This window comes from Streptomyces gilvosporeus (assembly GCF_002082195.1).
Lineage (GTDB): Bacteria > Actinomycetota > Actinomycetes > Streptomycetales > Streptomycetaceae > Streptomyces > Streptomyces gilvosporeus.
Genome location: NZ_CP020569.1, coordinates 7,526,440 through 7,549,141, shown reverse-complemented (window position 1 = coordinate 7,549,141; position 22,702 = coordinate 7,526,440). Strand labels below are relative to the sequence as shown.

The 22,702-nt window shown below is 70.9% G+C and carries 21 protein-coding genes and 1 pseudogene; 14 read left to right on the top strand and 8 right to left on the bottom strand.

Annotation, left to right across the window (positions count from 1 at the left end):
• Window positions 1-4: 4 nt before the first annotated feature.
• A complete protein-coding gene (locus B1H19_RS33375; protein WP_083108622.1) occupies window positions 5-538 on the bottom strand; it encodes a hypothetical protein in 534 nt (177 codons plus the stop codon).
• 339 nt (window positions 539-877) lie between these two features.
• On the opposite strand from B1H19_RS33375, the gene mdlC reads away from it, so the two are divergent.
• The 6 genes from mdlC (at window position 878) to B1H19_RS33345 (ending at window position 8,863) form a co-directional block, all read left to right on the top strand.
• On the top strand, window positions 878-2,434 hold the full coding sequence (gene mdlC, locus B1H19_RS33370; RefSeq protein ID WP_237289651.1) for a benzoylformate decarboxylase: 1,557 nt from the start codon (window positions 878-880) through the stop codon (window positions 2,432-2,434).
• 96 nt (window positions 2,435-2,530) lie between these two features.
• The gene (locus tag B1H19_RS33365; protein WP_083108620.1) at window positions 2,531-3,934 is read left to right on the top strand and encodes an FAD-binding oxidoreductase; all 1,404 of its coding nucleotides are present in this window, start codon (window positions 2,531-2,533) and stop codon (window positions 3,932-3,934) included.
• Window positions 3,931-5,253, top strand: coding sequence for a cytochrome P450 (locus B1H19_RS33360; protein ID WP_083108619.1), 1,323 nt, complete (start codon window positions 3,931-3,933; stop codon window positions 5,251-5,253). Before B1H19_RS33365 ends, B1H19_RS33360 begins: the two co-directional genes overlap by 4 nt.
• A 38-nt stretch (window positions 5,254-5,291) precedes the next feature.
• Entirely contained in the window at window positions 5,292-6,653 is a 1,362-nt protein-coding gene (locus B1H19_RS33355; RefSeq protein ID WP_083108618.1) for an alpha/beta hydrolase family protein, read from the top strand.
• A 129-nt stretch (window positions 6,654-6,782) separates the two neighbouring features.
• Window positions 6,783-8,645: a peroxidase family protein gene (locus B1H19_RS33350; protein WP_083108617.1), complete on the top strand. Its 1,863-nt coding sequence runs from the start codon at window positions 6,783-6,785 to the stop codon at window positions 8,643-8,645.
• Complete coding sequence (locus B1H19_RS33345) at window positions 8,642-8,863, top strand: hypothetical protein (protein ID WP_083108616.1); 222 nt, start codon at window positions 8,642-8,644, stop codon at window positions 8,861-8,863. The genes B1H19_RS33350 and B1H19_RS33345 overlap by 4 nt, the downstream gene beginning before the upstream one ends.
• A gap of 20 nt (window positions 8,864-8,883) precedes the next feature.
• On the opposite strand, the gene B1H19_RS33340 is transcribed toward B1H19_RS33345, so the two are convergent.
• The 3 genes from B1H19_RS33340 to B1H19_RS33330 are packed head-to-tail and all read right to left on the bottom strand — an operon-like array spanning window position 8,884 to window position 11,290.
• Window positions 8,884-9,729: a phosphatase PAP2 family protein gene (locus B1H19_RS33340; protein WP_083108615.1), complete on the bottom strand. Its 846-nt coding sequence runs from the start codon at window positions 9,727-9,729 to the stop codon at window positions 8,884-8,886.
• Entirely contained in the window at window positions 9,726-10,607 is an 882-nt protein-coding gene (locus B1H19_RS33335; RefSeq protein ID WP_083108614.1) for a polyphosphate polymerase domain-containing protein, read from the bottom strand. Before B1H19_RS33335 ends, B1H19_RS33340 begins: the two co-directional genes overlap by 4 nt.
• Window positions 10,604-11,290, bottom strand: a complete 687-nt coding sequence (locus B1H19_RS33330) for a DUF4956 domain-containing protein (protein ID WP_237289650.1) — start codon at window positions 11,288-11,290, stop codon at window positions 10,604-10,606. The genes B1H19_RS33335 and B1H19_RS33330 overlap by 4 nt, the downstream gene beginning before the upstream one ends.
• 175 nt (window positions 11,291-11,465) lie before the next feature.
• Here B1H19_RS33330 and B1H19_RS33325 point away from each other — a divergent pair, with 175 nt between their 5' ends.
• The 6 genes from B1H19_RS33325 to B1H19_RS33300 all read left to right on the top strand — a co-directional run bounded on the left by B1H19_RS33325 (window position 11,466) and on the right by B1H19_RS33300 (window position 18,156).
• Window positions 11,466-12,137, top strand: coding sequence for a response regulator transcription factor (locus tag B1H19_RS33325; protein ID WP_083108613.1), 672 nt, complete (start codon window positions 11,466-11,468; stop codon window positions 12,135-12,137).
• A complete protein-coding gene (locus B1H19_RS33320; protein WP_083108612.1) occupies window positions 12,134-13,534 on the top strand; it encodes a sensor histidine kinase in 1,401 nt (466 codons plus the stop codon). Before B1H19_RS33325 ends, B1H19_RS33320 begins: the two co-directional genes overlap by 4 nt.
• A 207-nt stretch (window positions 13,535-13,741) precedes the next feature.
• Window positions 13,742-14,137: a hypothetical protein gene (locus B1H19_RS33315; RefSeq protein ID WP_083108611.1), complete on the top strand. Its 396-nt coding sequence runs from the start codon at window positions 13,742-13,744 to the stop codon at window positions 14,135-14,137.
• Between the two features lie 26 nt (window positions 14,138-14,163).
• Window positions 14,164-14,805, top strand: coding sequence for a hypothetical protein (locus B1H19_RS33310; RefSeq protein WP_083108610.1), 642 nt, complete (start codon window positions 14,164-14,166; stop codon window positions 14,803-14,805).
• 423 nt (window positions 14,806-15,228) lie between these two features.
• Window positions 15,229-16,491: a glycosyltransferase family 4 protein gene (locus B1H19_RS33305; RefSeq protein WP_083108609.1), complete on the top strand. Its 1,263-nt coding sequence runs from the start codon at window positions 15,229-15,231 to the stop codon at window positions 16,489-16,491.
• Between the two features lie 192 nt (window positions 16,492-16,683).
• Entirely contained in the window at window positions 16,684-18,156 is a 1,473-nt protein-coding gene (locus B1H19_RS33300; RefSeq protein ID WP_083108608.1) for an MDR family MFS transporter, read from the top strand.
• Window positions 18,157-18,198: 42 nt separating this feature from the next.
• On the opposite strand, the gene B1H19_RS33295 is transcribed toward B1H19_RS33300, so the two are convergent.
• Both B1H19_RS33295 and B1H19_RS33290 read right to left on the bottom strand, forming a co-directional pair.
• On the bottom strand, window positions 18,199-18,999 hold the full coding sequence (locus tag B1H19_RS33295; RefSeq protein WP_083108607.1) for an NAD(P)-binding domain-containing protein: 801 nt from the start codon (window positions 18,997-18,999) through the stop codon (window positions 18,199-18,201).
• 301 nt (window positions 19,000-19,300) lie between these two features.
• Complete coding sequence (locus tag B1H19_RS33290; RefSeq protein ID WP_083108606.1) at window positions 19,301-20,263, bottom strand: alpha/beta hydrolase; 963 nt, start codon at window positions 20,261-20,263, stop codon at window positions 19,301-19,303.
• Between the two features lie 156 nt (window positions 20,264-20,419).
• Here B1H19_RS33290 and B1H19_RS33285 point away from each other — a divergent pair, with 156 nt between their 5' ends.
• Together B1H19_RS33285 and B1H19_RS33280 are read left to right on the top strand one after the other, a co-directional pair.
• On the top strand, window positions 20,420-21,073 hold the full coding sequence (locus B1H19_RS33285; RefSeq protein ID WP_083108605.1) for a TetR/AcrR family transcriptional regulator: 654 nt from the start codon (window positions 20,420-20,422) through the stop codon (window positions 21,071-21,073).
• A 131-nt stretch (window positions 21,074-21,204) separates the two neighbouring features.
• Window positions 21,205-21,372, top strand: a pseudogene (locus tag B1H19_RS33280) (transposase); the annotation flags it as partial.
• A gap of 20 nt (window positions 21,373-21,392) precedes the next feature.
• Here B1H19_RS33280 and B1H19_RS33275 read toward each other — a convergent pair.
• Complete coding sequence (locus tag B1H19_RS33275) at window positions 21,393-21,668, bottom strand: hypothetical protein (protein ID WP_083110024.1); 276 nt, start codon at window positions 21,666-21,668, stop codon at window positions 21,393-21,395.
• A gap of 59 nt (window positions 21,669-21,727) precedes the next feature.
• Window positions 21,728-22,396 (bottom strand): hypothetical protein, encoded by a 669-nt coding sequence (locus B1H19_RS33270; RefSeq protein ID WP_083108603.1) that lies wholly within the window; start codon window positions 22,394-22,396, stop codon window positions 21,728-21,730.
• Between the last annotated feature and the right edge of the window lie 306 nt (window positions 22,397-22,702).

Sequence of the window (22,702 nt, the reverse complement as noted above, 5' to 3'; positions counted from 1 at the left end):
GCGCCTACCGCCCGGCGCGGTGCTCCCCGCGCCATACGGCGCCGGTGATGCTGGTGGCCTTGTGGACGATGGCGGACGTCCTCGGCCCTTCGGCGGGCCATATCCGGATGAGCAGTGTCTCCACGGGGTCGCCTTCGTCGCGGTCCTCGCCCTCGTCACGGTGCCGGGCATGCACCCGCAGCCGGTACGTGCCCGGACCGGGCAGACCCACCTCGATCGCCTCGTCCTCGTCCGGGCCGTCTCCGCAGACCAGCATCACCGGACCGGCCCACGGCACGGACACCTCGGCGACGTCCTGCCATGCCCCGGCCTCGACCGGCGGCGCACCGTCCCACAGTTCGGCACCGACCTGTACGTCTCCCACGTGCGTACCGCAGGCCACGACCGGGCCGGACAGAGTCACGCCGACGAGACCGGTCGTCGACACGTCGAAGCCGCCGTCGTCTTCGGGGTGGTACAGGACGTCGGGGTCGAAGACGCGGAGGAGGTTGGCGTCGATGAACATGCGGCGTGCGTCCGCTTGCAGACATTCCGGCATCGCCGTGTCTCCCTTCCAGGGCAACGGGAACGGGGCGCGTCGGCGGCCCACGTCCGCATCCGGTGGTAACCCGGATCGCCACAGCAAACCGCAAGAACGTCAGCACGTGGGGTTTGCCGAACGACCGATTGACGGAAGTCCGGCGCCGTCACGGAGAAGAGCCTGGTGCGGCGGTTCGGAGGCGACTAAACGGAGAGATCCGGACATTTTGTAAGACCGTATCTCTCATGCTGTATTGGTCTTCACGCGCTGTGACCACCGTCACCGTCGACTCCGCGGGAAGGGACCCTCATGCGCACGGTTCGGGAATCGGCCCTCGACGTCTTGAGGGCGCGGGGCATGACCACGGTCTTCGGAAACCCCGGCTCGACCGAACTGCCCTTCCTCAAGCACTTTCCCGGCGATTTCCGGTACGTCCTCGGTCTCCAGGAGGCCGTCGTCGTCGGCATGGCGGACGGGTACGCGCTCGCCTCCGGGACCACCGCCCTCGTCAACCTGCACACCGGTCCGGGCACCGGGAACGCGATGGGTGCCCTTCTGAACGCCCGCGCCAACCGCACTCCCATGGTGGTCACCGCGGGGCAGCAGGTGCGGGCGATGCTGACCATGGAAGCGCTGCTCGCCAACCCCCAGCCCACGCTGCTGCCGCAGCCGGCCGTCAAGTGGGCGTACGAGCCGCCGCGTCCGGCCGACGTACCGGCCGCACTCGCCCGCGCCGTGCAGGTCGCCGAAACCCCGCCGCACGGGCCGGTGTTGCTCTCCCTGCCGATGGACGATTTCGACGCGGCCGTCACGGAGGAGGAGGACCGGACCGCGCTGCGGACGGCGGCCCGCAGAGTCGAGCACGCCAATGCCCCGCGCCCGGAGACCGTCCGTGCGCTCGCCGACCGCATCGCGACGGCCCGTTCCGCGGTCCTGGTCGTGGGGGACGATGTGGACGCCGCCGGTGCCTGGGACGCCGTCGTCCGACTCGCCGAGCGCGGCGGCATCCCGGTGTGGGGAGCACCCGTCTCGGCCCGCGTCTCCTTTCCCCACGACCACCCGCTGTACCGCGGTGAGTTGCCGCCCGCCATCGGTCCGCTCGCCCGCGCGCTGGAGGGCCACGACCTGGTCGTGGTCATCGGGGCGCCGGTCTTCCGCTACTACCCCTACGTGCCGGGCCCGTACCTGCCCGACGGTGCCGAACTCGTCCTCCTCACCCGGGACGCGGACGAGGCGGCCAAGGCGCCCGTCGGTGACGCGGTCGTCGCCGACCCCGGGCTGACGGCCCAGGCGCTCGCCGACCACTTCCCGGACCGCACGTCCGCCCCGGCACCTCACCGGCCCTCGCGCACCCCATGGACGGAGGACGGTGTGCTGCCGCCGGGCGCCGCACTGGCGGCCGTTGTGGAGGGAGCGCCGGGAAACACGCTGTGGGTGAACGAGTCGCCGTCCAACGTTCCGCAGTTCCACCAGGCGGCACGGATCAGCAACCCCGGCTCCTACCTCTTCTCCGCCGGCGGCGGACTCGGTTTCGGCGCGGCGGCGGCCGTCGGTGCGCAACTCGGCGCTCCCGACCGGCCGGTCGTCGCGGTCCTGGGCGACGGTTCGGTCCATTACGCCGTACAGGCCCTGTGGACCGCGGCGGCCTACCGCGTGCCGGTCACCTTCGTGGTGCTGAGCAACGCGCGCTACGCGATCCTGGAGTGGTTCGCCCAGCTCGAACACGCGCAAGGGGCCCCCGGCCTGGAGATTCCCGGGCTCGACATCCTCGCGATCGCCGCCGGGTACGGGGTGCGGTCCCGGCGCGCCGAGAGTGCCGGGGACCTCACGAAACTCGTCCGTGAAGCCACGGCCCAGGACGAGGGCCCCGTACTGATCGACGTACCCGTCACGACGGAACTGCCCTCGCTGTGAACCACCGGCGGGCGTCCCACCATCCGCTCGTCCCGCCAGCCCCCGACCGCGCGAATCCCCTGGCCGCACGGCGCCGCACGACCTCTGGAAGGCCGCATGTCCCCTGACTTTGCACGGCTGTTGAGCGAACTTCGGGACCGGCTCCCCGCCGACACCCTGCTGACCGACCCCGGGGCGCTGGCTGCGCATGCCCGGGACGCCGCCCCGTTCTCCACGGCCGGCCTACCCGCGGTCGTGGTCCTGCCACGCACCGCCGCCCAGGTCGAGGAGGTGATGCGGACCGCGTACGGGTGCGGCGTCCCCGTCGTCCCGCAAGGCGCGCGCACCGGGCTCGCCGGTGGCGCGAACGCGGTCGACGGCTGCGTCGTGCTCGCCACCACCCGCATGGACCGGATCGGCACCATCGACCCGGTCAACCGGCTCGTCAGGTGCGAGCCGGGCGTCATCACCAAACGTCTCAACGACGCCGTCGCCGCACACGGACTGACCTACCCGCCCGACCCCGCGTCCTGGGAGACCTGCACGATCGGCGGCAACATCGCCACCGGGGCCGGCGGTATCTGTTGTGTGAAGTACGGGGTGACGGCCGACTACGTTCTCGGCCTGGACGTGGTGCTCCCCGACGGGCGGCGGATGCGTACCGGGCGCGACACGGCCAAGGGTGTGGCCGGGTACGACCTGACCCGGCTCTTCGTCGGCTCGGAGGGCACCCTCGGAGTCATCGTCGGGGCCACTCTCGCCCTGCGGCCCGCCCGGTCCGCCGCGCTCGCGCTGCTCGCACAGTTCCCGAGCCTGACCGCGGCCGGGCACGCGGTCGCGGCCATCACGGGCGGCGGGTACGCCCCCTCGGCCGTGGAACTGCTGGACCGCGCGACCTCCCAGGCCGTCGCCGAGTTCGGGCACCCGCTGCTGCGCCCCGACAGCGCCGCCACCCTCATCGTGGAGAGCGACGCCCCCGACCCGGCGCCGGACCTCGCGGCGATGAAGAAGCTGTGCGAGGACGCCGGCGCCCACCAGGTGGTGGCCGCGGGCACCGCGGACGAGTCGCAGAAGATCATCGAGGCGCGGCGGCTGGTGTCCCCCGCGCTGACCGCGTTCGCCGCCACGCTCGGCGGACGGCCCACGGCGTTCATCGAGGACGTGGCCGTACCGCCGTCCGAACTGCCCACGTTCGTCGGCACGATCGAGGAGATCGCGCGGCGCCACCGGCTGCGGATCTTCACCCTCGGTCACGCCGGGGACGGCAATCTGCACCCCACGGTGGTCTTCGACGAGTCCGATCCCGACGAGGTGCAGCGGGCCGGAACCGCCTATGACGACATCATGGCGGCGGGGCTGGCACTCGGCGGCACCACCACCGGTGAACACGGCATCGGCACCCTGAAACGCGCCTGGCTCGGCCGCGAACTCGACGCCGTGAGCCATGCGTTGCACCGGGAGATCAAGCGGCTCTTCGACCCGCGCAACCTCCTCAACCCGGGAAAGGTCGTGGAGGCATGACCCGGCCGGTGTCCGCCGTGCGGCCGGGCCGCGCGAGCCGGGGCGCGTCCCTCCGCTTCGCCCTCACCCACACCCTGCCGACCTTCGTACGCGGAGTCCCGTCCCCGCGCCCCGCGGTCACCAGGCTGCTGGGCGCGGCGGGGCAGCCACGCTGGTCGGCCGCGACCCTGCGCGCCCTGCGCGAGGGCCATGGCGGTGCCCCTGTGGTGGTCGGCGGGCCCTCCGGTGACCTGCTCGTTCTGCTCGACCCCGCCGACGTCCAGGAGTTCTTCGCCCGTCCGGTGCGCGAACTGGCCCTGGACGCGGTGGACAAGACCAAGATGCTCGCGGTCTTCGAACCCACGGGTGTCATCTGCTCCCATGGCGATCTGCGCGACAGGCGGCGCGCGCTCAACGACCAGGTGCTGGCGCCCCACGCGCCGGTACCCCCCTCCTGGGACGCGTTCCGCACCGTCATCGCCGAGGAATGCACCCGGCTCACCACCGGCCCCGCCCTTCCGTTCGCCCGGCTGCGGCGCGCCGTTCAGCGCATCTCACGCCGTATCACGCTGGGCGACCAGGCCGCCGGGGACGAGGAACTGCACGGCTGGCTGCTCGCCCTGCGCAAGGAGGGCAACTGGGGGGCGGTGCGACAGGGCCCGACTCCGGCCGGCCGGCGGCTGTACGAGGCCGCTGCCACCCGGCTGCATGTCTACGCCCCGCACGCCCCGGCGGCCACCCTGCTCGGGCGCGTCAGGGCCGCCGCCTGTGACGAGGACGTCGACGCCGTGGGCCAGGCCCACCACTGGCTCCTGGCGCTCGATTCGGTCGCCGCCATCGTCGCCCGTACGCTGCTGCTGCTCGCCTTCCACCCCGCCGAACAGACCGCGCTGTACGAGGCGCCGCATGCCCTCGACACCGCCCGGCTGGGGGCCTGCGCCCTGGAGAGCCTGCGGCTCTATCCCGTCGTCCCCGACCTGCTGCGGATCCTGCGCACCGACACCACCTGGCGCGGGATGCCCTGCCCGGCCGGGATGCACGTCCTCGTCCCCGTCGGATTCCTTCAGCGTGACGGCGACGTGGTCCCCGGCGGCAGTCTGTTCATCCCCGGCCGCTGGCTGGCCGAGGGGGCCGAACTCGACCCGCGGATGGCGCCGTTCGGCCATGGAGAGGGCCGCTGCCCGGGCGCTCGGCTCGGGCTCATGGTCGCCACCGAGATCTGTGCACAGCTGCTCCGCGAGCACCGCGTCACCGCGGGCCGCCCCCGGCTCGATCCCCACCGTCCGCTGCCGGACACCCTGGAATCCTCCGGCATTCACCTCACCCTGGCCCGCTCCTGATCCCGCCCGACCGCCGACCATTCTGAGGGACACCACCCATGCCCGAGACCGACAGCGCACCGGACCTGGCCGGGCTGCACGACCTGAGCCGCGAGCTGGGTGAGGCCGCGGACGCCGTGCGTCGAGCCGCCCAGTACACCAGCGAACTCGCCCTGGGCGGCCGCCTCCCGGCACGGGCCCTCGGCGCCGGCCGGGCCCGCGCGGTGCTGCGCTGCCTGGTGGGGACCCTCACCGACCCGGCGGGACTGGGCTGGGCCTTCGACGGCCGGCGGCCGGCCGCCCGCATCGCCTGGCTGGCCGGGGTGCTCACCAGCCGGGAAAGCCTCGCGGTGAGCCTGGCCGTGGCGGGGCTCAAGGCGCGTATCCGGGCCGCGGCCGTCAGCCATCCCGATCTGCTCACCGACCCCGACACCGGCCGGGTGCTGCGGGCCATCGAGGACGACCGGCAGACCGAAGCGCTGCGCGCCTTCCGGTCCATCATCGGCAGCCGCGGCGCCGAACGCGCCTTCGCCCTGCTCGCACCGTCCTTCGGCGACATCCTCGCGTGGAACGCGCTCACCGATGAGAACCCGTTCAACGACTCCACCGGCTGGGACATCGCCACCGGCCGCACCCTCACCACCGCAGAGCCGCTCTTCGGCATCAGCAGCCGTATCTGGGCCCTCCTCGACCGCGGCCCCGGCCGGGCCGAACCCGTCGTCCCCGACCCGTCCCTGCTGGAACGGCTCGACCGCTCCGGCACCCTCGTCGGCTACGTGCGCAACATCGGCACCCTCGGCGCCGGGGGGATGCTGCTCGTCCAACGGGTGATTGGCCCCGACTCGGTGACGCGGTACGTCGTCCAGCTCGCCGGAATGGCCACCGACGCGATCTCGAAGGAAAGCCCCCAGGACGTGCTCGGCGCCATCCACGCGGTCGCCCGGACCTCCACTCCCTACTCCCGCGCCGTCACGCGGGCCCTGCGCACCCTGGTGCCCTCCGGCACCGACATCGCCCTGATCGGGCACAGCCTCGGCGGCATCACCGCGCTGAACCTCGCCGCCGACCCCGACTTCTGCGCGCTGTACCGCGTCACGCACTGCGTGGCGATCGGCTCGCCCGTCGACGGCAAGCGCCCCGCCGACCCCGGTACCCGGGTGTTCTCACTGGTCAACCAACACGACGTCGTCCCCAGCCTGGAGGGCCGCTCGACGGTTTCGCCGTATGCCCTCCCGGCGCAGTTCACCGAGTACACCTGGACCGACGACACCCATGCCTTCCCGCTGTGTCACGCGGCCGAACGCTACGCGCACAACCTCGAGTTCGACGTCCCCGAAACGAGCGCCGACGTCGATGCGGCGCTGGCCCCGTACCGAGGCCGGGTGGCCGCGAGCCGGCTCTTCGCGCTCTACGACCGCTGAGTTCGCGACCTCGCGGTCCGCTGCGGCCCCCTGCGGCCCGTTCGCCGCTTCTCCCCCTTCACCCCTTCACCCCCTTCGGCCTCTTCGCCCCCTTCGACCCGTCGCCGACCGCCCGTCCGGAGGTTCCCGATGACCGACGCCCCGCCCCACACCACCGGCACGTCCACCCGCCCGGCCGCCGCACCGCCGGAGACCGCCGCCCCACCCGGCCTCCTCGAACGCCTCTGCTCCGCAGGCTTCGCCCGCCTCAACCGCAGCCGCGAATGGCATCAACTGCCCGCGCCTCTCGCCCTGTTGAACCTCCGCGTGCTCCGCGACGATCTGCGCCGCGACAACCTGCACGACACCTACGGCGCCGGCGGCGAGCGCACCCGCCGCGCCCCGGCCGACCTGCCGCCCTACCGCTCGTACGACGGATCGGCCTACGACACCCACGACGAGGACATGGGCCGGGTCGGCACCCGCCTGGACCGCAACGCCCCGCTCCACCTCGCCTTCCCCGACCCCGAAGCCGAGCTGATGTCGCCCAGCCCGCGCGAGGTCAGCCGCCATCTCCTGGCCAGGCGCGGCTTCATCCCGGCGCCCACCCTCAACCTGCTGGCCGCCGCGTGGATCCAGTTCGAGAACCACGGCTGGGCCAACCACGGCGAGAACCACCAGGCCGACCCTTTCACCGTGCCACTGGCCGAGGACGACGACTGGGCCGGCGCGTGCCCCATGCGCATCAACCGCACCCGCCCCGACCCGGTCGCGCACACCACCCCCGACGCCCCACCCACCTACGAGAACACCGTCACGCACTGGTGGGACGGCTCACAGATCTACGGTTCCACCGAGGAGCGCTGCCGGTCGCTGCGCACCGGCGAGTCGGGGCGGCTCATCATCCGCAACGGCCGGCTGCCGACCGATCCCGCACCGGGCCTGTCCTGCCTCGACGCCACCGGAATGAACAGCGACTACTGGACCGGCCTGTCTCTGCTGCACACGCTGTTCGCCAAGGAACACAACGCCATCTGCGACCACCTGCGCGCGCACTACCCCACCTGGGACGACGAACGGCTCTTCCACACCGCCCGGCTCGTCAACACCGCGCTGATGGCCAAGATCCACACGGTGGAGTGGACACCGGGCATTCTCGACACCCCCGTCCTGCACCGGGCGATGAACGCCAACTGGTACGGCGTCCTGCCCCGTTGGGTCCGCCGGAAGTACGGCCGTATCGGCAGCGGCGAGATGCTCAGCGGCATCCTCGGCTCCCCGACCCACCACCACGCCGCTCCGTTCTCCATGACGGAGGAGTTCGTCTCCGCCTATCGACTCCACCCCCTCATCCCGGACGAACTGACCCTCCGCGACCACCGCTCGGGCCGCCGGGGCGAGACGATCGGCTTCGACGACATGCAGGGCGCCACCACCCGCACCGCGATCGACGCCCACGGCATGAGCGACCTCTTCTACAGCTTCGGCACCGCCCATCCCGGCGCCCTGGTCCTGCACAACCACCCCGACGCGCTGCGCAACCTGGCCCGGCTGACCGGCGAGCACATCGACCTGGGCACCGTCGACATCCTGCGGGACCGCGAACGCGGCATCCCCCGCTACAACGCCTACCGGCAGATGCTCCGCAAGCGGCCCGTCGCCTCCTTCGAGGAACTCACCGGCGGCCATCCCACCGACACCCGGCTGCTGGAAGAGCTGTACGAGGGCCGCCTCGACCGCGTCGACGTCCTCGTCGGCAACCTCGCCGAGCCGCGCCCCGCCGGCTTCGGCTTCAGCGACTCCCTCTTCCGTATCTTCATCCTGATGGCCAGCCGACGCCTGAAGAGCGACCGCTTCTTCACCACCGACTACCGGCCCGAGATCTACACCCCCGAAGGGCTGGAGTGGATCGACCGGAACGGCATGATCCGCGTCCTCCTGCGCCACCACCCCGAACTCGCCCCCGCGCTGGACGGGGTCTCCAACGCCTTCGCCCCGTGGAGGAACCTGTGACGCCCCAGTCCTCCACCGCGGTCCCCGCCTCCCGGCTACGCGCCCACGCGGCGGCTCTCCAGTCCCACGCCGAACGGCTTCGCACCAGAGCCGCCGCCGTCCACTGGACCGGCCCGGAGGCGACCGCCTTCCACCGTCAGATCGAGCAACTGGCCGACCGTTGCTCGATCGCCGCCCGCGCCCTCGGCCGTTCGGCAGCCCACCTCGACGAGTGGTGAGCTGCCGTGCGTGGCCGAGGCTAGTTGCCCGCGGCGTTCAGCAGGTAGTCGCCGACGAGGTCGCCGACGAGGGTGCCGGCGGTGATGTCACTGTTCACATGGCCGGCCATGTAGAGACGGGAGTAGACGATCTGGGCGGCCATCGCCTGGTAGTCCTCGGCGCGGTGCGGCGCCCAGGCGCTGAGGAGGGTCACGGCGGCGCCGGCCTTGGCCGCGTGGCGGGAGGGGTAGGAGTAGGGCCCCTTCTGTCCGGCTTTCAGGTGCTTGTCGGGGCGCAGTGACGGGTCGAGGACGTAGGGCGCGGGCTGCTTGTCGCGGGTGGCCAGCTGGTCGGTGATGGTCTTGGCGAGTTTGAGGGCGGTCTTCAACCGGGCCTTTTCCGCGGCCCCTTGGCTCTGCGGGATCAGTTCGCGCTGGTCGTGCAGGTAGAGCTGCCAGATGTCCTTCTTGCCGTGGAGCTCCAGCCAGGTCGCGGCCTTCTTCCCGGCCGCGGTACGGGTCTTGGCGAGCTTCTGCACCTGGTGGAGTTCGGCGGTGCGGGCGGCCTTGGCGGGCGGCGCGGGCACCTGCTTCTCGGCCCAGGCGGCGAAGGCGCGGTCGTTGCGCCGGGAACCGTGGGCCTTCTTCCACTGGGTGAACAGGGCGTCCGCGGTGCTCTTCTGCGCCTGACGCTGCTTGGCCAGGGCGGCCACGTCGGCGTCGGAGAAGAGCGCGGGCGGGGGATTCTTCTTGATCAGCGCGGTCGCACCCGGCTTCTTCGCGCCTACGGTGGCGGCCGAGGCGTGCATCAGACCGAAGCCGACGGCTCCGGTGGCGACTACGGCGATCACGGGGTACTGCCACTTCAGGCGGCTGGGGCGGTTCATGCGGGGGTGTTCCTTTCGAGCGGGGCGACGACAGGGGGCGCGGCGGCGCGCCGGATCGTGTGGAAGCGGGTACGGGCCAGGCGGCGGACGTCGTTGTCGGGCAGCCCCGGTACGAGCAGCGACAGCCCGATGACGTACTTGCTGACGGACACCGGCCGGGCGCCCAGGCGGAGCAGGTGCCGGTCGGCGGCGGCCGGGCGGGGGCCGCCTTTGGTCTCGATCAGGACGTAGCCCGGATCGAGGGCGGCCGTCCGGCCGTCGCGATGGCAGGTGAGCCGGGCGTCCAGGGTGACCCGGGAGCCCGCTTCGAGGTCGGCGAGGGCGGCCCGTACGTAGCGGACCTCGCCTGCCGGGGTGAGGTCGGCGGCGGTGATCCCGATCCCGCGGTCCGCGAGCACCCGGTCGACGAAGGCGACGGCCTCGGAGCCGGCGTCGAGACGGCCGTAGGCGTCCGGGTCGACGGTCAGCGCGCGCTTCACGGTGGCGCCGCGGCCGTCCTTGGTCTTGACCTCGACCCGGCACAGCCGGTCCTCGGAGTACAGCCGGGTGCGCACCTTCCACCGGCGGCGGCGCCCTTGGACATGTGCGCGCCACGCGGCCAGGTGCCCGGTGTCGAAGTAGGTGCTGCGGTAGTCGGTGGTGCGGCGGCCGCGGATGTCCAGGACGCGGTGGGTCGGCGCGAGGGCGGCCACCAGGCGGGCCGCCGACGCGGTCGGCACGAGGTACTTGCGGTCCACCCGGTGCTGGAGGGCGGCCGCGGCGTCGATCTCGGCGAGGGAGGCCGCCCTCGGAGCGTCCAGCCCGAGCAGTCCGGCGAGCGGTGCGCGGTCCTCGGCAGTCCCGTCCGGGTCCGCGCGCAGGGTGGGCGCGGCGCTCACAGCGACCTCCCCTCGGCCGCGTCGGCGGCGACCGGCGTCGGCGTCCGCGCGTCCCGCTGCCCGGGGAGGAAGACCTGCGCGGTCTCCTCCACCGGGTACCGGGCGGTGACCCGGGTCGTCTCGCGTACGTAGTCGATCTCGTCGACCTCGACGTCGAGCGGTGCGGTCCCGAGCCGGGCCGTCAGATCGGCGCGGATCTCGGCGGCATCACCGTAGACACGGTCCAGCGTGATCCTCGTCGTGCGGGTGAGCTGCTGGGACGCCGGGTCGTCGACCAGCAGGACCGCGGCGAGCAGCAGGACGTCCAGGCCGACGATCAGCCATGTCTCGCGCTGCGGCAGCCCGTTTCCGAGGGCGATCACCAGCGCCATGAAGGCGTAGGCGACGTCCCTGACGGTGAAGGCGGCGCTGCGCAGCCGGACCAGCGAAATGACGCCGAACAGGCCGAATCCGACGCCGGCCGGGAACTTCCCCGCGCTGATCGCGGTCATCGCGGCGAAGAGTCCGAGGTTGAGCGCCGTCAGCGCGAGCGGCATCTCCGGCACCGTGCGGCGGCGTCGGTACAGCCAGCCGACCAGCACCAGCAGGGCGAGGACGTCCAGGCCGGCGCGCGCCGCCAGGTCTCCCACGGTCAGTGCCGCGGCGAGGCTCTTGCCGGCGAGCATGATTGTCGGGGCGAGCATGGGGTGTGTCGTCTCCGTTCCCAGCAGCGGCCGACACCCGTGGCGGTCCGGGGGCTGCTGCCGTCAAGGCGACGAACGCTAGAGAAGACGCATGAACAGACCATGAAGGTCTGTCGTCCGCTGCCCGGCCCGGGGCGCGCGCCGCCGCCCGCGCGCACCGCGTTACCCTTCCGCCGTGCACTTCCTGGTCGTCGAGGACGAGGTCAAACTGGCCGACCTGATCGTCCGCTATCTGCGCGAATCCGGCCATACCGCCGATAGTTGGCATGACGGGCCCGGCGGGCTGGACGCTGCCCGCGATCCGCGGGTGGACGCCGTCGTGCTGGACGTGATGCTGCCCGGTATCGACGGCGTGGAGGTCTGCCGGACCCTGCGCCGGGAGGGCAACGACGTCCCCGTCGTGCTGCTGACCGCCCGCGGCGCGATCAGCGAGCGGGTCGCGGGGCTGGACGCGGGCGCCGACGACTACCTGGTCAAGCCCTTCGCCATGGAGGAGTTGCACGCCCGTCTGCGGACCGTCTCGCGCCGCAGGCCCACCCCGACCGGACGGCTGGAGGTCGGTGATCTCGTCCTCGACCCCGAGCAGCGGCGGGCCTGGCGGGCGGGGGTCGAACTGGAGCTGTCGCGGCGGGAGTTCGCCGTACTCGACGTGCTGATGGACAACGCCGGGCGCGTGGTCAGCCGGGCCCACCTCCTGGACGAGGTGTGGGACGGCGAGGCCGACCCGCGCAGCAACGCCATCGACGTGCACATCTCCAAGCTGCGGGCGAAGATCGACAAAGCCTTCGGACGGAGCAGCATCACCACCCTGCGGGGTACGGGGTACCGCCTGGAGACCCGGCAGTGACACGCCTCGCCGGCGAGGACGAACCCGGTCGCCGGCTCGGGGGTCCGCGGTTCCTTCGCCGACTGCCGATCGTGCTGCGCCTGGTCATCGCGGTCGCCGCCGCCATGTCGCTGGTCCTCGGCGGGGCCGCCGCGCTGGTGTACTGGCGCGTCGAGAGCGCCCTGGACCAGCAGCTCGATGCCGACCTCGCCACCTACCACCACAACCTGGTGCGCGATCTGCGCGCCGGCCGCTCGCCGAGCGGCCCGGACGGCAGCGCGTACCAGATCCTGGACACCCACGGACACGTCATCGAGGCCAGTGCCCTCGTACGCAGGGAACGCCTGCTCAGCGCCGACGAGATCACCGCTGCCGACGGCGGCACCACCGTCCACCGCGACATCGGCGGACTGCTGGCGCTCAACCCGCACACCCTGCGGCTGACGGCGCAACGGGTCCGACTGCCCGGCCACCGCACCGTGATCGCCGTCGCGGCCCTGCGCCGCGGCCACCGCGACGAGGCCCTGCGGGAGCTGCTGGCCCAGCTCGCCCTCGCCGACGGCCTCACCCTGCTCGCCGCCTCCTACGTCGGCTACCGCACCGCCCGCGCCGCGCTCGACCCGGTGGAGCGTTACCGGCACCGTGCCGCGACCCTGGCCGACGCCGCGCCCCGGGTACGCCTTCCCGTGCCCGAGGACCGCGACGACGAGCTCACCCGTCTCGGCCACACCCTCAACCAGATGCTCGACCGCCTCGAATCCGCCGCCGAACGCGAGCGCCGTTTCCTCGCGGACGCCAGCCACGAACTGCGCACCCCGCTGTCCCTGCTCCGCGCCGAACTCGACGTCGCCCTGCACCGTCCGCGCAGCGCCGACGAACTCACCGAGACCCTGCGCTCGGTCGACACCGAGGTCCAGCGGCTGATCGACCTGTCCAACGCCCTGCTGGACCTGGAGGAACTCGGCAGCACCGAGCACCTCACCCGCGCTCCGGTGGACCTGGCCGACCTGGTCGAGACCGCCGTCGCCCCACACCTCCCGGCTGCCGAGGACGACGGCCGTACGCTCACCGTCGACGTCACCCCGGCGACCGTCACCATCGATGCACGGTGGCTCCGGCCGGCCCTCAGCAACATGATCAGCAATGCCCTGCGCCACGGACACGGGGATATCCACGTCACCGCAGTCGCCCGCGACGGCAGGGTCCACCTCACCGTCACCGACGAAGGGCCCGGCTTCCCGCCCGACTTCCTGCCCCGCGCGTTCGACCGCTTCACCCGCGCCGAAGCCAGCCGCACCGGCCAGGGATCCGGCCTCGGGCTCGCCTTCGTCGCAGCCGTGGCCGCCTCGCACGACGGCACCGCCCACGCCGAGAACACCGACCGCGGCGCCGCCGTCGGCCTCGACCTCTCCTGCTGACCGAGGGTCCACCGCGAGGCCCCCGGTCGCCGCGAGGCCCCCGGTCCGCGCCGCGAAGCTCCTGCCCCCTCCCCGATCGGGAGTTCATCGGCATTTCAGCGCCCCCCGCGAGGGTTGGCAGGCAACGAGCCGAACGGCCGAACGCGCACCCACGCCCTTGACGCGTGTCCATCAGTGCGCATGGTCAGTGAATGAACGGAGACCCCGATGGACGACCTGTTGCACAAGCTGGTTTCTGCCGTTATCACCGGTGCGCTGATTGCCCTGGTGGGAGCCCTCAGCGTGGCCGTACGCAGGCGGCGGGTCGCCCGGGAGGAGGCCGCTGCTCCGGCTCCGGTGGAAGATCGCAGCCAGACGCTGCTGCGTCAGGCCCGGCAGTTGGACGGCAGCCGCGACGAACTGGCTGCCCAGGGACGGCAGACGGAAGCGCTGGCACAGGCCAGGGAGGCCGCCGAGCTGTGGCGTGAGCTCACCCGGGTCCGGCCGGGGCGCTTCCACACCGAACGGCGGGAGGCGCTGGGACGTCTGAGCGACCTGCTGGCCGCCCTGGGGCAAGGGGACCAGGCAGCGCAGGTCCGCCAGGAAGCCGCCGGGCTCTCCTGAGGGGATGAGGGAACGAGGGGACTGCCATGCCTGCCGCCATCTGGACCGGCCGCAACGCATATCCGGAGAAGGTTGCCGCCGATATGGCCACAGCGCTGAGGGACGAACTCGGCCTCGCGGAGCCGCCGTCGGCCGTGACCTTGCCCGCCGAGAGCGCCGGTGTACCGGCCGGGAGCCTGCTTCCGCCGCGCGAGCGGTTCAGCGGAATGCCCGCGCCGACCCACTGCCTCGTCTATGTCGACGCCCCCGTGCCCAGGGGCTTCGAACTGCGTGCCCCGGTCATGAGCGGGCGCTCGGGATTCCGCCGAAGTCTCGGACTGGGCCCTCTTCTCTACGCCGTGCTCCTGACGTCGAAGGTCCCCTCCCGCATCGCACTCGGCCTCGCCCCGGCCCGTGGCTCCGCTCCCTGGGAAGGAGATGCCACGATCACGGACCGCCTGAACCTCGATCCCCGACTGCTCGACCTGGCCCGCGCTCTGACACCCGCCACGGCCGAACCCGACCGGCACCACACCTGGCAGGTGCCACGACGGCTGACCATCGATCCGCATCCGCACGGTTCGGTCCTGCTCGTCCAGACCCTGCACCGCCCCACCGGCCACGCCTGGTCCCTCGGCGCCGCTCTCGTGCTCGACTTCGCCGCCCACGTCGAAACGGCGCTCGGATAGCGCCATTCGCGCAACGTCGGCGCCGATTGCGCACCGCGTCTTCCGCGATGTCCGGATTCACCGCTCCGTTTCAGCGAATGTCGACGTGTGCGCGAGTCCCCCTACGCGCGCGCCACGAACACGTCATGGAGAACCGTAGAAACACCCGAGGGAATCGCTGCGAAACGGTGAATCCGTTACTCCTGCCGGGTCTTGACGGGGGCGAACGTCAGCCCGACGGTCCCCCCTGGCGAAAAGGCGACGGTTCGCAAATTCCTGGCGCCCGATCAGGCGCAGGCGCCAACCTTTCAGGGTCACAGACAGTGAACCACCGGCCCGGCCTTCTTACCGCACTCTCGCATTCAATTTACCGTCGGCTTACCTCGGGCTTTACGTTGTATGATCCATTACGTTTCTCCCGGAGCCCCGACGGAGAGATAGCGGATGAAGATCGCATTCCTCCTGCACAATGCCTATGGCATCGGCGGGACAATAAGGACCACGTTCAATCTCGCCGCCGCGCTGGCCGACCGGCACGACGTCGAGATCGTCTCCATGATGCGGCACCGCGAGAATCCACGTCTCACGATCGACCCCCGGGTCACTCTGGTCCCGTTGGTGGACACCCGGCCGGACAGCGCAGACACACGCAACCCGCTGTACTCCCGGGCCGCGCGGGCCTTCCCGGCAGCGGAAACACAGCATCGCCACTACAGCAGGCTCATCGACGTCCGCGTTCGGGAGTTGCTGCGCCACCACGACGCCGACGTATTCATCGGCACTCGGCCCGGTCTGAACGTCTACCTCGCGCGTTTCGGGCCGCGCCGCGCGTTGCGCATCGCCCAGGAGCACCTGAGCCATGACAGGCACAGCAAGTGGCTGCGCGCCGAGCTGGCCCCGTACTACAGGAGCCTGGACGCACTGGTCACCACGACCGAGGCAGACGCCGCCATCTACCGGGCCAGGATGCCGCTGTCGGGCACCCGCGTCGTCGCCATCCCCAACAGCGTCCCCAAGCCGTCGCTCCCGCCGTCCGACGGCACGACGAAAACCGTCGCAGCGGCGGGCCGGCTCTCTCCCGGCAAGCGCTACGACCTGCTCATCGACGCCTTCGCCAAGGTCGCCGCCGAGCACCCGGACTGGCACCTGCGGATCTACGGCGACGGGCCGGAACACGGGCGGCTGGCCGATCTCGTCGGCAGGCTCGGGCTGGGCGGCACCGTCCACCTGGTGGGAGCGCGCTCGCCCATCGAGCCGGAGTTCGCGAAGGCGTCGATCGTCGCGGTCTCCTCGGACGCCGAATCGTTCGGCATGACGATCGTGGAGGCGATGCGCTGCGGGGTGCCGGTGGTCAGCACCGACTGCCCGCTCGGCCCGGCCGAGATCATCCGCGAGAAGGCCGACGGCCTGCTGGTACCGGTGGGCGACGCGAACGCGCTCGCCCAGGCATTGTGCGAGCTCATCGAGGATGAGCCGGGCCGCCGCCGGATGGGCACGACCGCCCTCCACAACGCCGCCCGCTTCGCCCCGGCGCCCATCGCCCAGCGGTACGAGCAACTCTTCGCCGAACTGCGCCGGGCCCGCGCCCGGCGGGAAAGGCCACACCGCGGCATCGCCTTCCGAGTCCCGCTGTGGTGCGCGCCGTATCTGACGACCGCGCTCCGCGTTGCCATCCGGGTGCGACGCAGAATGCGCCGTACGCCATAGCTCCAGCCGGGACGGACGCCTTCGCGAGCGGGCGCGAATATTCTGGTGAGATCGGCGCGACAATGCGGAAGACTCGGGCCGACCGATGTGTTCTGCCCAGGTGCCGGTCTCTACCGGTTTCACCACCCACGTTCGTGCCGACAGCCCTTGGCTGCGAGGCGACTGTGACCAGGAACCCCAGCGAGGTGCTGCATGACCGCTGCGATACAAGAACAACCTGCCGTACAGGCGGGCCGAATACCGACCGTGGTGCGGCTGCTGGTGATGGCCACGTTCGTGGTGATCCTGAACGAGACGATCTTGATCAACGCCATCCCGAGGTTGATGGACTCGTTGCGCATCACCGAGCAGTCGGCGCAGTGGGTATCCACCGCGTTCATGCTGACGATGGCCGCCGTGATTCCGATCACCGGCTGGTTCCTGCAACGGGTCACCACCCGCCAGGCTTACGCGATCGCGATGGGCGTGTTCCTCGCGGGCACCGCTCTGTCAGCAGTCGCGCCGTCCTTCGCGGTGCTGCTGATGGGTCGGATCGTGCAGGCCGCAGGCACCGCCGTGATGATGCCTCTGCTGATGACCACGTTGATGATCGTGGTGCCCGAGCATGACCGCGGCCGGGTGATGGGCAACGTCACCCTGGCGATCTCGGTGGCTCCCGCGCTCGGCCCCGCCGTGTCCGGGCTGATCCTGCAAGCCGGCTCCTGGCGCATGCTGTTCGTGGTCGTCCTGCCGATCGCGGGTCTGGTGACCCTGCTCGGCATGCGCAAGGTGGAGAACATCAGCGAGCCGCAGGTGAGCTCCATCGACTGGCTCAGCGTCTCCGTGGCGGCGCTCGGCTTCGGCGGCCTGGTGTACGGCCTGAGCCTCCTCGGTGACACCGGCGGCAGGGCCGAACTCGGCATCGGCATCGTCATCGCCGGGGTCGCGGCCATCGCGATCTTCGTGTTCCGTCAGCTCAAGCTGCAACGCACCGGCGTACCGCTGATGGACCTGCGCACCCTCAAGCACCGGGCCTACGGCCTTTCCCTGGCCCTCATATCCATCGGTTTCCTGGCGATGCTCGGGTCGATGATCCTGCTGCCGCTCTACCTGCAGAAGATCCGCGGGCTCAGCCCGCTGGAGACCGGCCTGCTGGTCATGCCGGGCGGCCTGGCCATGGGACTGCTGGGGCCGACCGTCGGCAAGATATTCGACCGGTTCGGCAGTCGGCCGCTCGTACTGCCCGGCTCCATCGGCATGGTGCTCGCCCTGGGCGGTTTCACCCAGGTCTCGATGACGATGCCGTACTGGCAGGTGCTGGGACTGCACGCGCTGCTGATGGTGAGCCTGGCGGCGACGTTCACCCCCGTCTTCACGCTCGGCATGGGCGCGCTTCCCCCGCACCTGTACTCGCACGGCAGCTCGATGCTCGGGACGTTGCAGCAGGTCGCCGCAGCGTTCGGGACCGCGCTCGTGGTCACCGTGATGTCCGCGCGCAGCGGTCACCTGGTCGCCGACGGCATCGCCGCCGTACCCGCGCAACTGAGCGGTATGAAGCTGGCCTTCGGCGTCGCCGCCGCTCTCACCCTGGTGACGATCGTCGTCGCCGCGAAACTGCCGCCCCGGATCGCTGCCGCTGACGCCCCGGACCACGTCAGCCCCGCCGACCAGCCCACCGGATCGTGAGGGCCGGGCGGCGGCGAACCCGGCTGCAGGCTTTCTCGGGGGCTACTTCAGATCGGCGAGGAGGCCGTCCAGGGCCTTCTTGAGGGCTTCGGAGTTGGCCCGGTCGAACCAGGTGGTGCGGATGCGTTCGTTGTTGCCGCCCGGGGTCTCGTGGTCGGCGGCCAGTTGGTGCAAGGAGCGGGTCTCGTCACCCAGGGAGCGGCCGATGCCCTGGAAGAGACCGCGAACGTAGCGGTCGGCCTCGTCGGGGGCGATGCCGTGGCCGGCGGCCCACGAGGTGAGCGTGGCGAGATAGGTGTAGTGGGCGGTGAGCGTTCCCGTCAGCGCGGAGAGGACGTTGAAGGCGTCCTCGTCCGGGACGGGGAGCGCTCCGCCCAGCTGCTCGAAGAGGGAGTCCACCTCCGGGTGCGAGGGGCAGGTCACCGTGACGGAGCGGCGTTCGCGGATAGCGGGCAGGGGGATGGCCCGGACCAGCGGGACGTCGGTGGCCTCGGTGGCCTCGGTGGCCTCGGTGGCCTCGGTGGCAAGTATCCGGCGCAGCTCGTCGTTGCCGACGCCGGCCATCACATTGACCACGATCCTGTCCTCGTCCACCTTCAGCCCGGCGAGCGCTTCGTGCCGGTCCTGGCGGCGCACGGCGATGATCACCAACTCGGAACGGTCGACCACCTCCTGGTTGTCGGCGCACACCCGAACGCCCTCGTAGCGCTCGGACAGCTCCGCGGCAGTACGGGCTCCCCGCGGGGAGAGGAAGACCTCTGCCGACCCAGCGGCCCCGTGATGCAGGCCCTCTACGATGGCCCGGCCGATCTCGCCGACTCCGATGATGCCGATGGGCTTCACTGTGGTTGCCTTTCTGGTTGGTGGTGTGGCGTTCGAGACCTGGATTGGTCCGGGCTTACGGCGTTGCTTCCGGGTCTACGGCGTTGCCTTCGGGGCCATGGCGTTGTGTCTGCGTCAGGTGGAGTCGGGATGATTCCGTCCACTCCTCACGTGAGGAGTGGACGGAGGCGACGTCATGTCAGTCGCAATCGGCGAGACGTAGGTGCCGGTGATGGTCATACAGCCAAGACCGAGCCGGGAGGCCGCGGGTCATCGGCTCCAAAGGTAGTGGGACGCATCGCCCCTCCGTCGCTCCCCTCCGTCACTCCGCCAGGGCCGCGCGCAGGAACGCGAGGATCTCCGCCCGGGCTGCCTCGGCCTGCTGCTCCAGGCCCGGCATGGTGAGGAACGCATGCTTCGCTCCCGGGTATTCGGAAAGCTGCACAGGGGTTCCGGCCGCGCGCAGGCGTTCCGCATAGCGGCGGCCGTGATCGGCCACCGCATCATGGGTGGGCACCACCACGAGCGCCGGCGCCAGCCCGTTCACGTTGTCGGCGTACAGCGGCGACAATGCGCGGGCGTCGGTTCCCGGCGGGACGGCGAGCCGCCGGAAGAGCCGCAGTTGCGGCAGGGCCGGGGTCGGGCTGTACGCGTAGGCGGCGATCGAGGGGTAGTCGTACATCGTCTCGGTCACATCGACCGCGGGGTTGACCAGCACCTGCGCCACGAGCTCCAGACCGGCCTCCCTGGCCCGGATGGCCGTCAGGGCACCGATCAGCGCGCCGCAGCTCTCGCCGAAGACGGCCGTGCGCGCCGGGTCGACGCCCCATTGTGCGGCGTTCCGCACCACGTGCCGGAGCACGTCCCAGCCGTCATCGGCGGCGTTCGCGAGCGGGCTGTCCGGGGCGAGGAGGCGGTGCTCGACCGAGACGACGAGCGCGGGCAGTTGGGCGGCGAGGTGACTGCTGGTCCAGTCGCACTGCACCGCCGTGCCCACGAAGCCGCCTCCGTGGACATGGACCACGAGTGGCAGGTCGGTCCGGGCGGCGGCCTCGCCCTCGCCCGTCGGCGCCGGTCGGTACACCCGGACCGGGAGGTCGCGGCCGGGCAGCGCGATCTCCTGCCAGTCGATCGCGGCGCCGGGGTCCGGTTCCCCGGTGATGGCCCGCGCCGCGGCGGATGCCCGGAAGCGGTTCTCCGCGTCGCGGTAGGCGATCAGTTCCTCGGTCGTGATCGCCGAGAAGTCCGGTAACGGCGGCCGCTTCGCGGCGGTGGTCTCGCTCATGTCTCCTTCTCCCCCGGCCGAATGCCGGTGTGTCATTGCGGTCTGACAGTGCGTTGCCCTCATTATGCACGCACTGCGTGCAACAGCAAGTGCATAGGTTAGGCTGAGTCCGGACTGGCGGGGCGAAGGGGCGAACGAGAGAGGCAAAAGGGCGAGATGACAGGCCGAAGGCGATGGTCCACCGAGGAGATCCTGGACACGGCGGCGGAACTGCTCCGCACGGGCGACGCCGAGTCGTTCAGCGTGCGCAAGCTCGCCGCAGCGCTCGGGACCGACTCCTCCAGCCTCTACCGGCACTTCCGCAACAAGACCGAACTGCTGCGCGCGGTCGCCGACCGGATCCTCCTGGCCGCCATGGACGGCTACCGCCCCGAGGGCGACTGGAAGCAGCGCATCACAGCCCTGGCCCTGCGCCTGCGCGCGGCTTTCGGCGAGCAACCCCAACTCGCCGCGATCTGGGGACGCTACGCGTCCGGCGGCACCGGATCCCGGCTGGTCATGGAGGAGCTGCTACAGGCCCTGCGCGCATCCGGCCTGCCCGATGAGGAGATCCCTGCGCGCTATCACCGCATCGTGATCCTCCTCGCCGCACTGATCGCCTCCGAGGCCGGCGTCAGCACCGTCACCCCCAAAGAGTACGAACAGGGCATGGAGCAGTTCCGCGTCGCAGTACTCGGCGCCGACCCCGAGCGCTACCCCGCCCTGGCCCACTTCGCCCGCGACGTCCGCCCCCTCGGAGCAGACCGCCGCACCGCATTCGAAGAAATCCTCGCCGCCCAACTCGCCCACGTCGAGGCCCAGATCCCGTGACGTGCCCGCACTGTCGGCTGGTGACGGCACGGGCAGGCGCCTATGACGACGAGAGGGACGAAGCAGCCCGAGGGAGAGAGGCCGAGTCTTCCTTGCGCAGCCGTACCCGAGTCACCTGAGCGACCAAATTTGAGTCTTCCGCCCGCCTCGGCCGGCTCCGCTGGACCGTGGAGCGCACGGTGAGTTGGCTGGCCGGCTTCCGCCGCCTGCACCGTCGCCATGAGCGGAAGGCCGAGCACTTCCTCGCCTTCACCGACCTCGCCGCCGCCCTCATCTGCTACCGGCGCCTGGCCAGGTAAACCGGCCCCACCGATCCAGGTCAGCGCCACTCGGGCGGAATGTTCGCCATTTGCTGCAGCAGATCCCAGCCCTGGAGCTTCTGCCTACGCTCCTCCAGCAAACTGTGCCACCGGGCCCCGTTCCTCACCCAGTAACCGCGGTAATTACGCAGACCCATGACGCTGGAGTCGCCAACATCGGACTCATTGCCGCAGCAGGGACAGATGACCGCCGTCGGCCAGCCACCCTCCCAGAACACCTCGTCGTCGTATCCGCAGACCCGACAGATGGCCTCGGTCTCCTCTTCCACGCTCATCTCGGCCATAGCCTACCGACCGAAGCCAAATGCAACGACGTCTGAGTTACCTGAGCCGGTCACGTACCGTCGATGCGTGCGGTCGGGGCAACTCTGAGCGCTTCGATGCGATCGCTGCGGACCAGGAGTTCGGCGAGTTCCTCCGAACACGCCACATACGTGGAGGTCAGATCCCAGTCGCAGGCAACGACCCAACTGCGGTCCTCAGGCCACCAGTGCTCCGGCCCGCCGTATTCCTCGCCTGTGTGTGCCCTTACCGCCTCCAGGCCAGTGAGCGAGGACCTCCAGACAATGGGCTCTTCGTCGCAAAGGCTTTTGGCAAGTTCATAGCTGAAGAAGACCGCTTGGCCCGATGCCGTGGCATCCGACAGAATTTCCACAAGCCCCCGGCGGGTAACTGCATCAGCTTCCGCCCCAGTGGTCTCCCACTGTTCTCCGACGGGCGGATTCAACACTTCCTGCCCCAGCGGCTCATCCGTCAGTTCGCCGTGATACTCAACGCCGGCAGCCTCCGCCATCTCCCGCCACGCCCGCCGCAGCCCCGGCACCTCCTCCAACCACCAGGAGTGGAAGACACGTACGTACGCCGGGGAACCCTCCGGGACAACCTCCGTGACGACATGCTGCCGTCCATCGTTTTCCGGCGTCAACCGTTCGCGTAGCCAGGCCAGTTCCCGCGCGGGGCCCGGTTCGGCCACGAATCTGTCCGTCATCTCCGTGTTCTCCATAATCCGAGATCAGAGGGCGACAATCTCGTCGTCGTGTCGGTAGATGCCCATCGCCGCGAGGTGGATGGGCATCGAACCGAACTCGGCCACACCTATTGACGGCGCAAAGCGACAGAGCGCAAAGCGAAACGGGCGTGCTATGCCTCAGGATCTCTCTTCAGGTATCGATCCCAAATCCAAGCCTTCCGGAAAGGTCCGTCCCCGCTGCTGTCGTTCTGCGGCTCGTCGAAGACGACCCAGTAGGCCAGTTCCCCTTCCCGTGCGAGGGAATGCCGCACTGGCTCGGGGGCGCTGAGATCATCAATC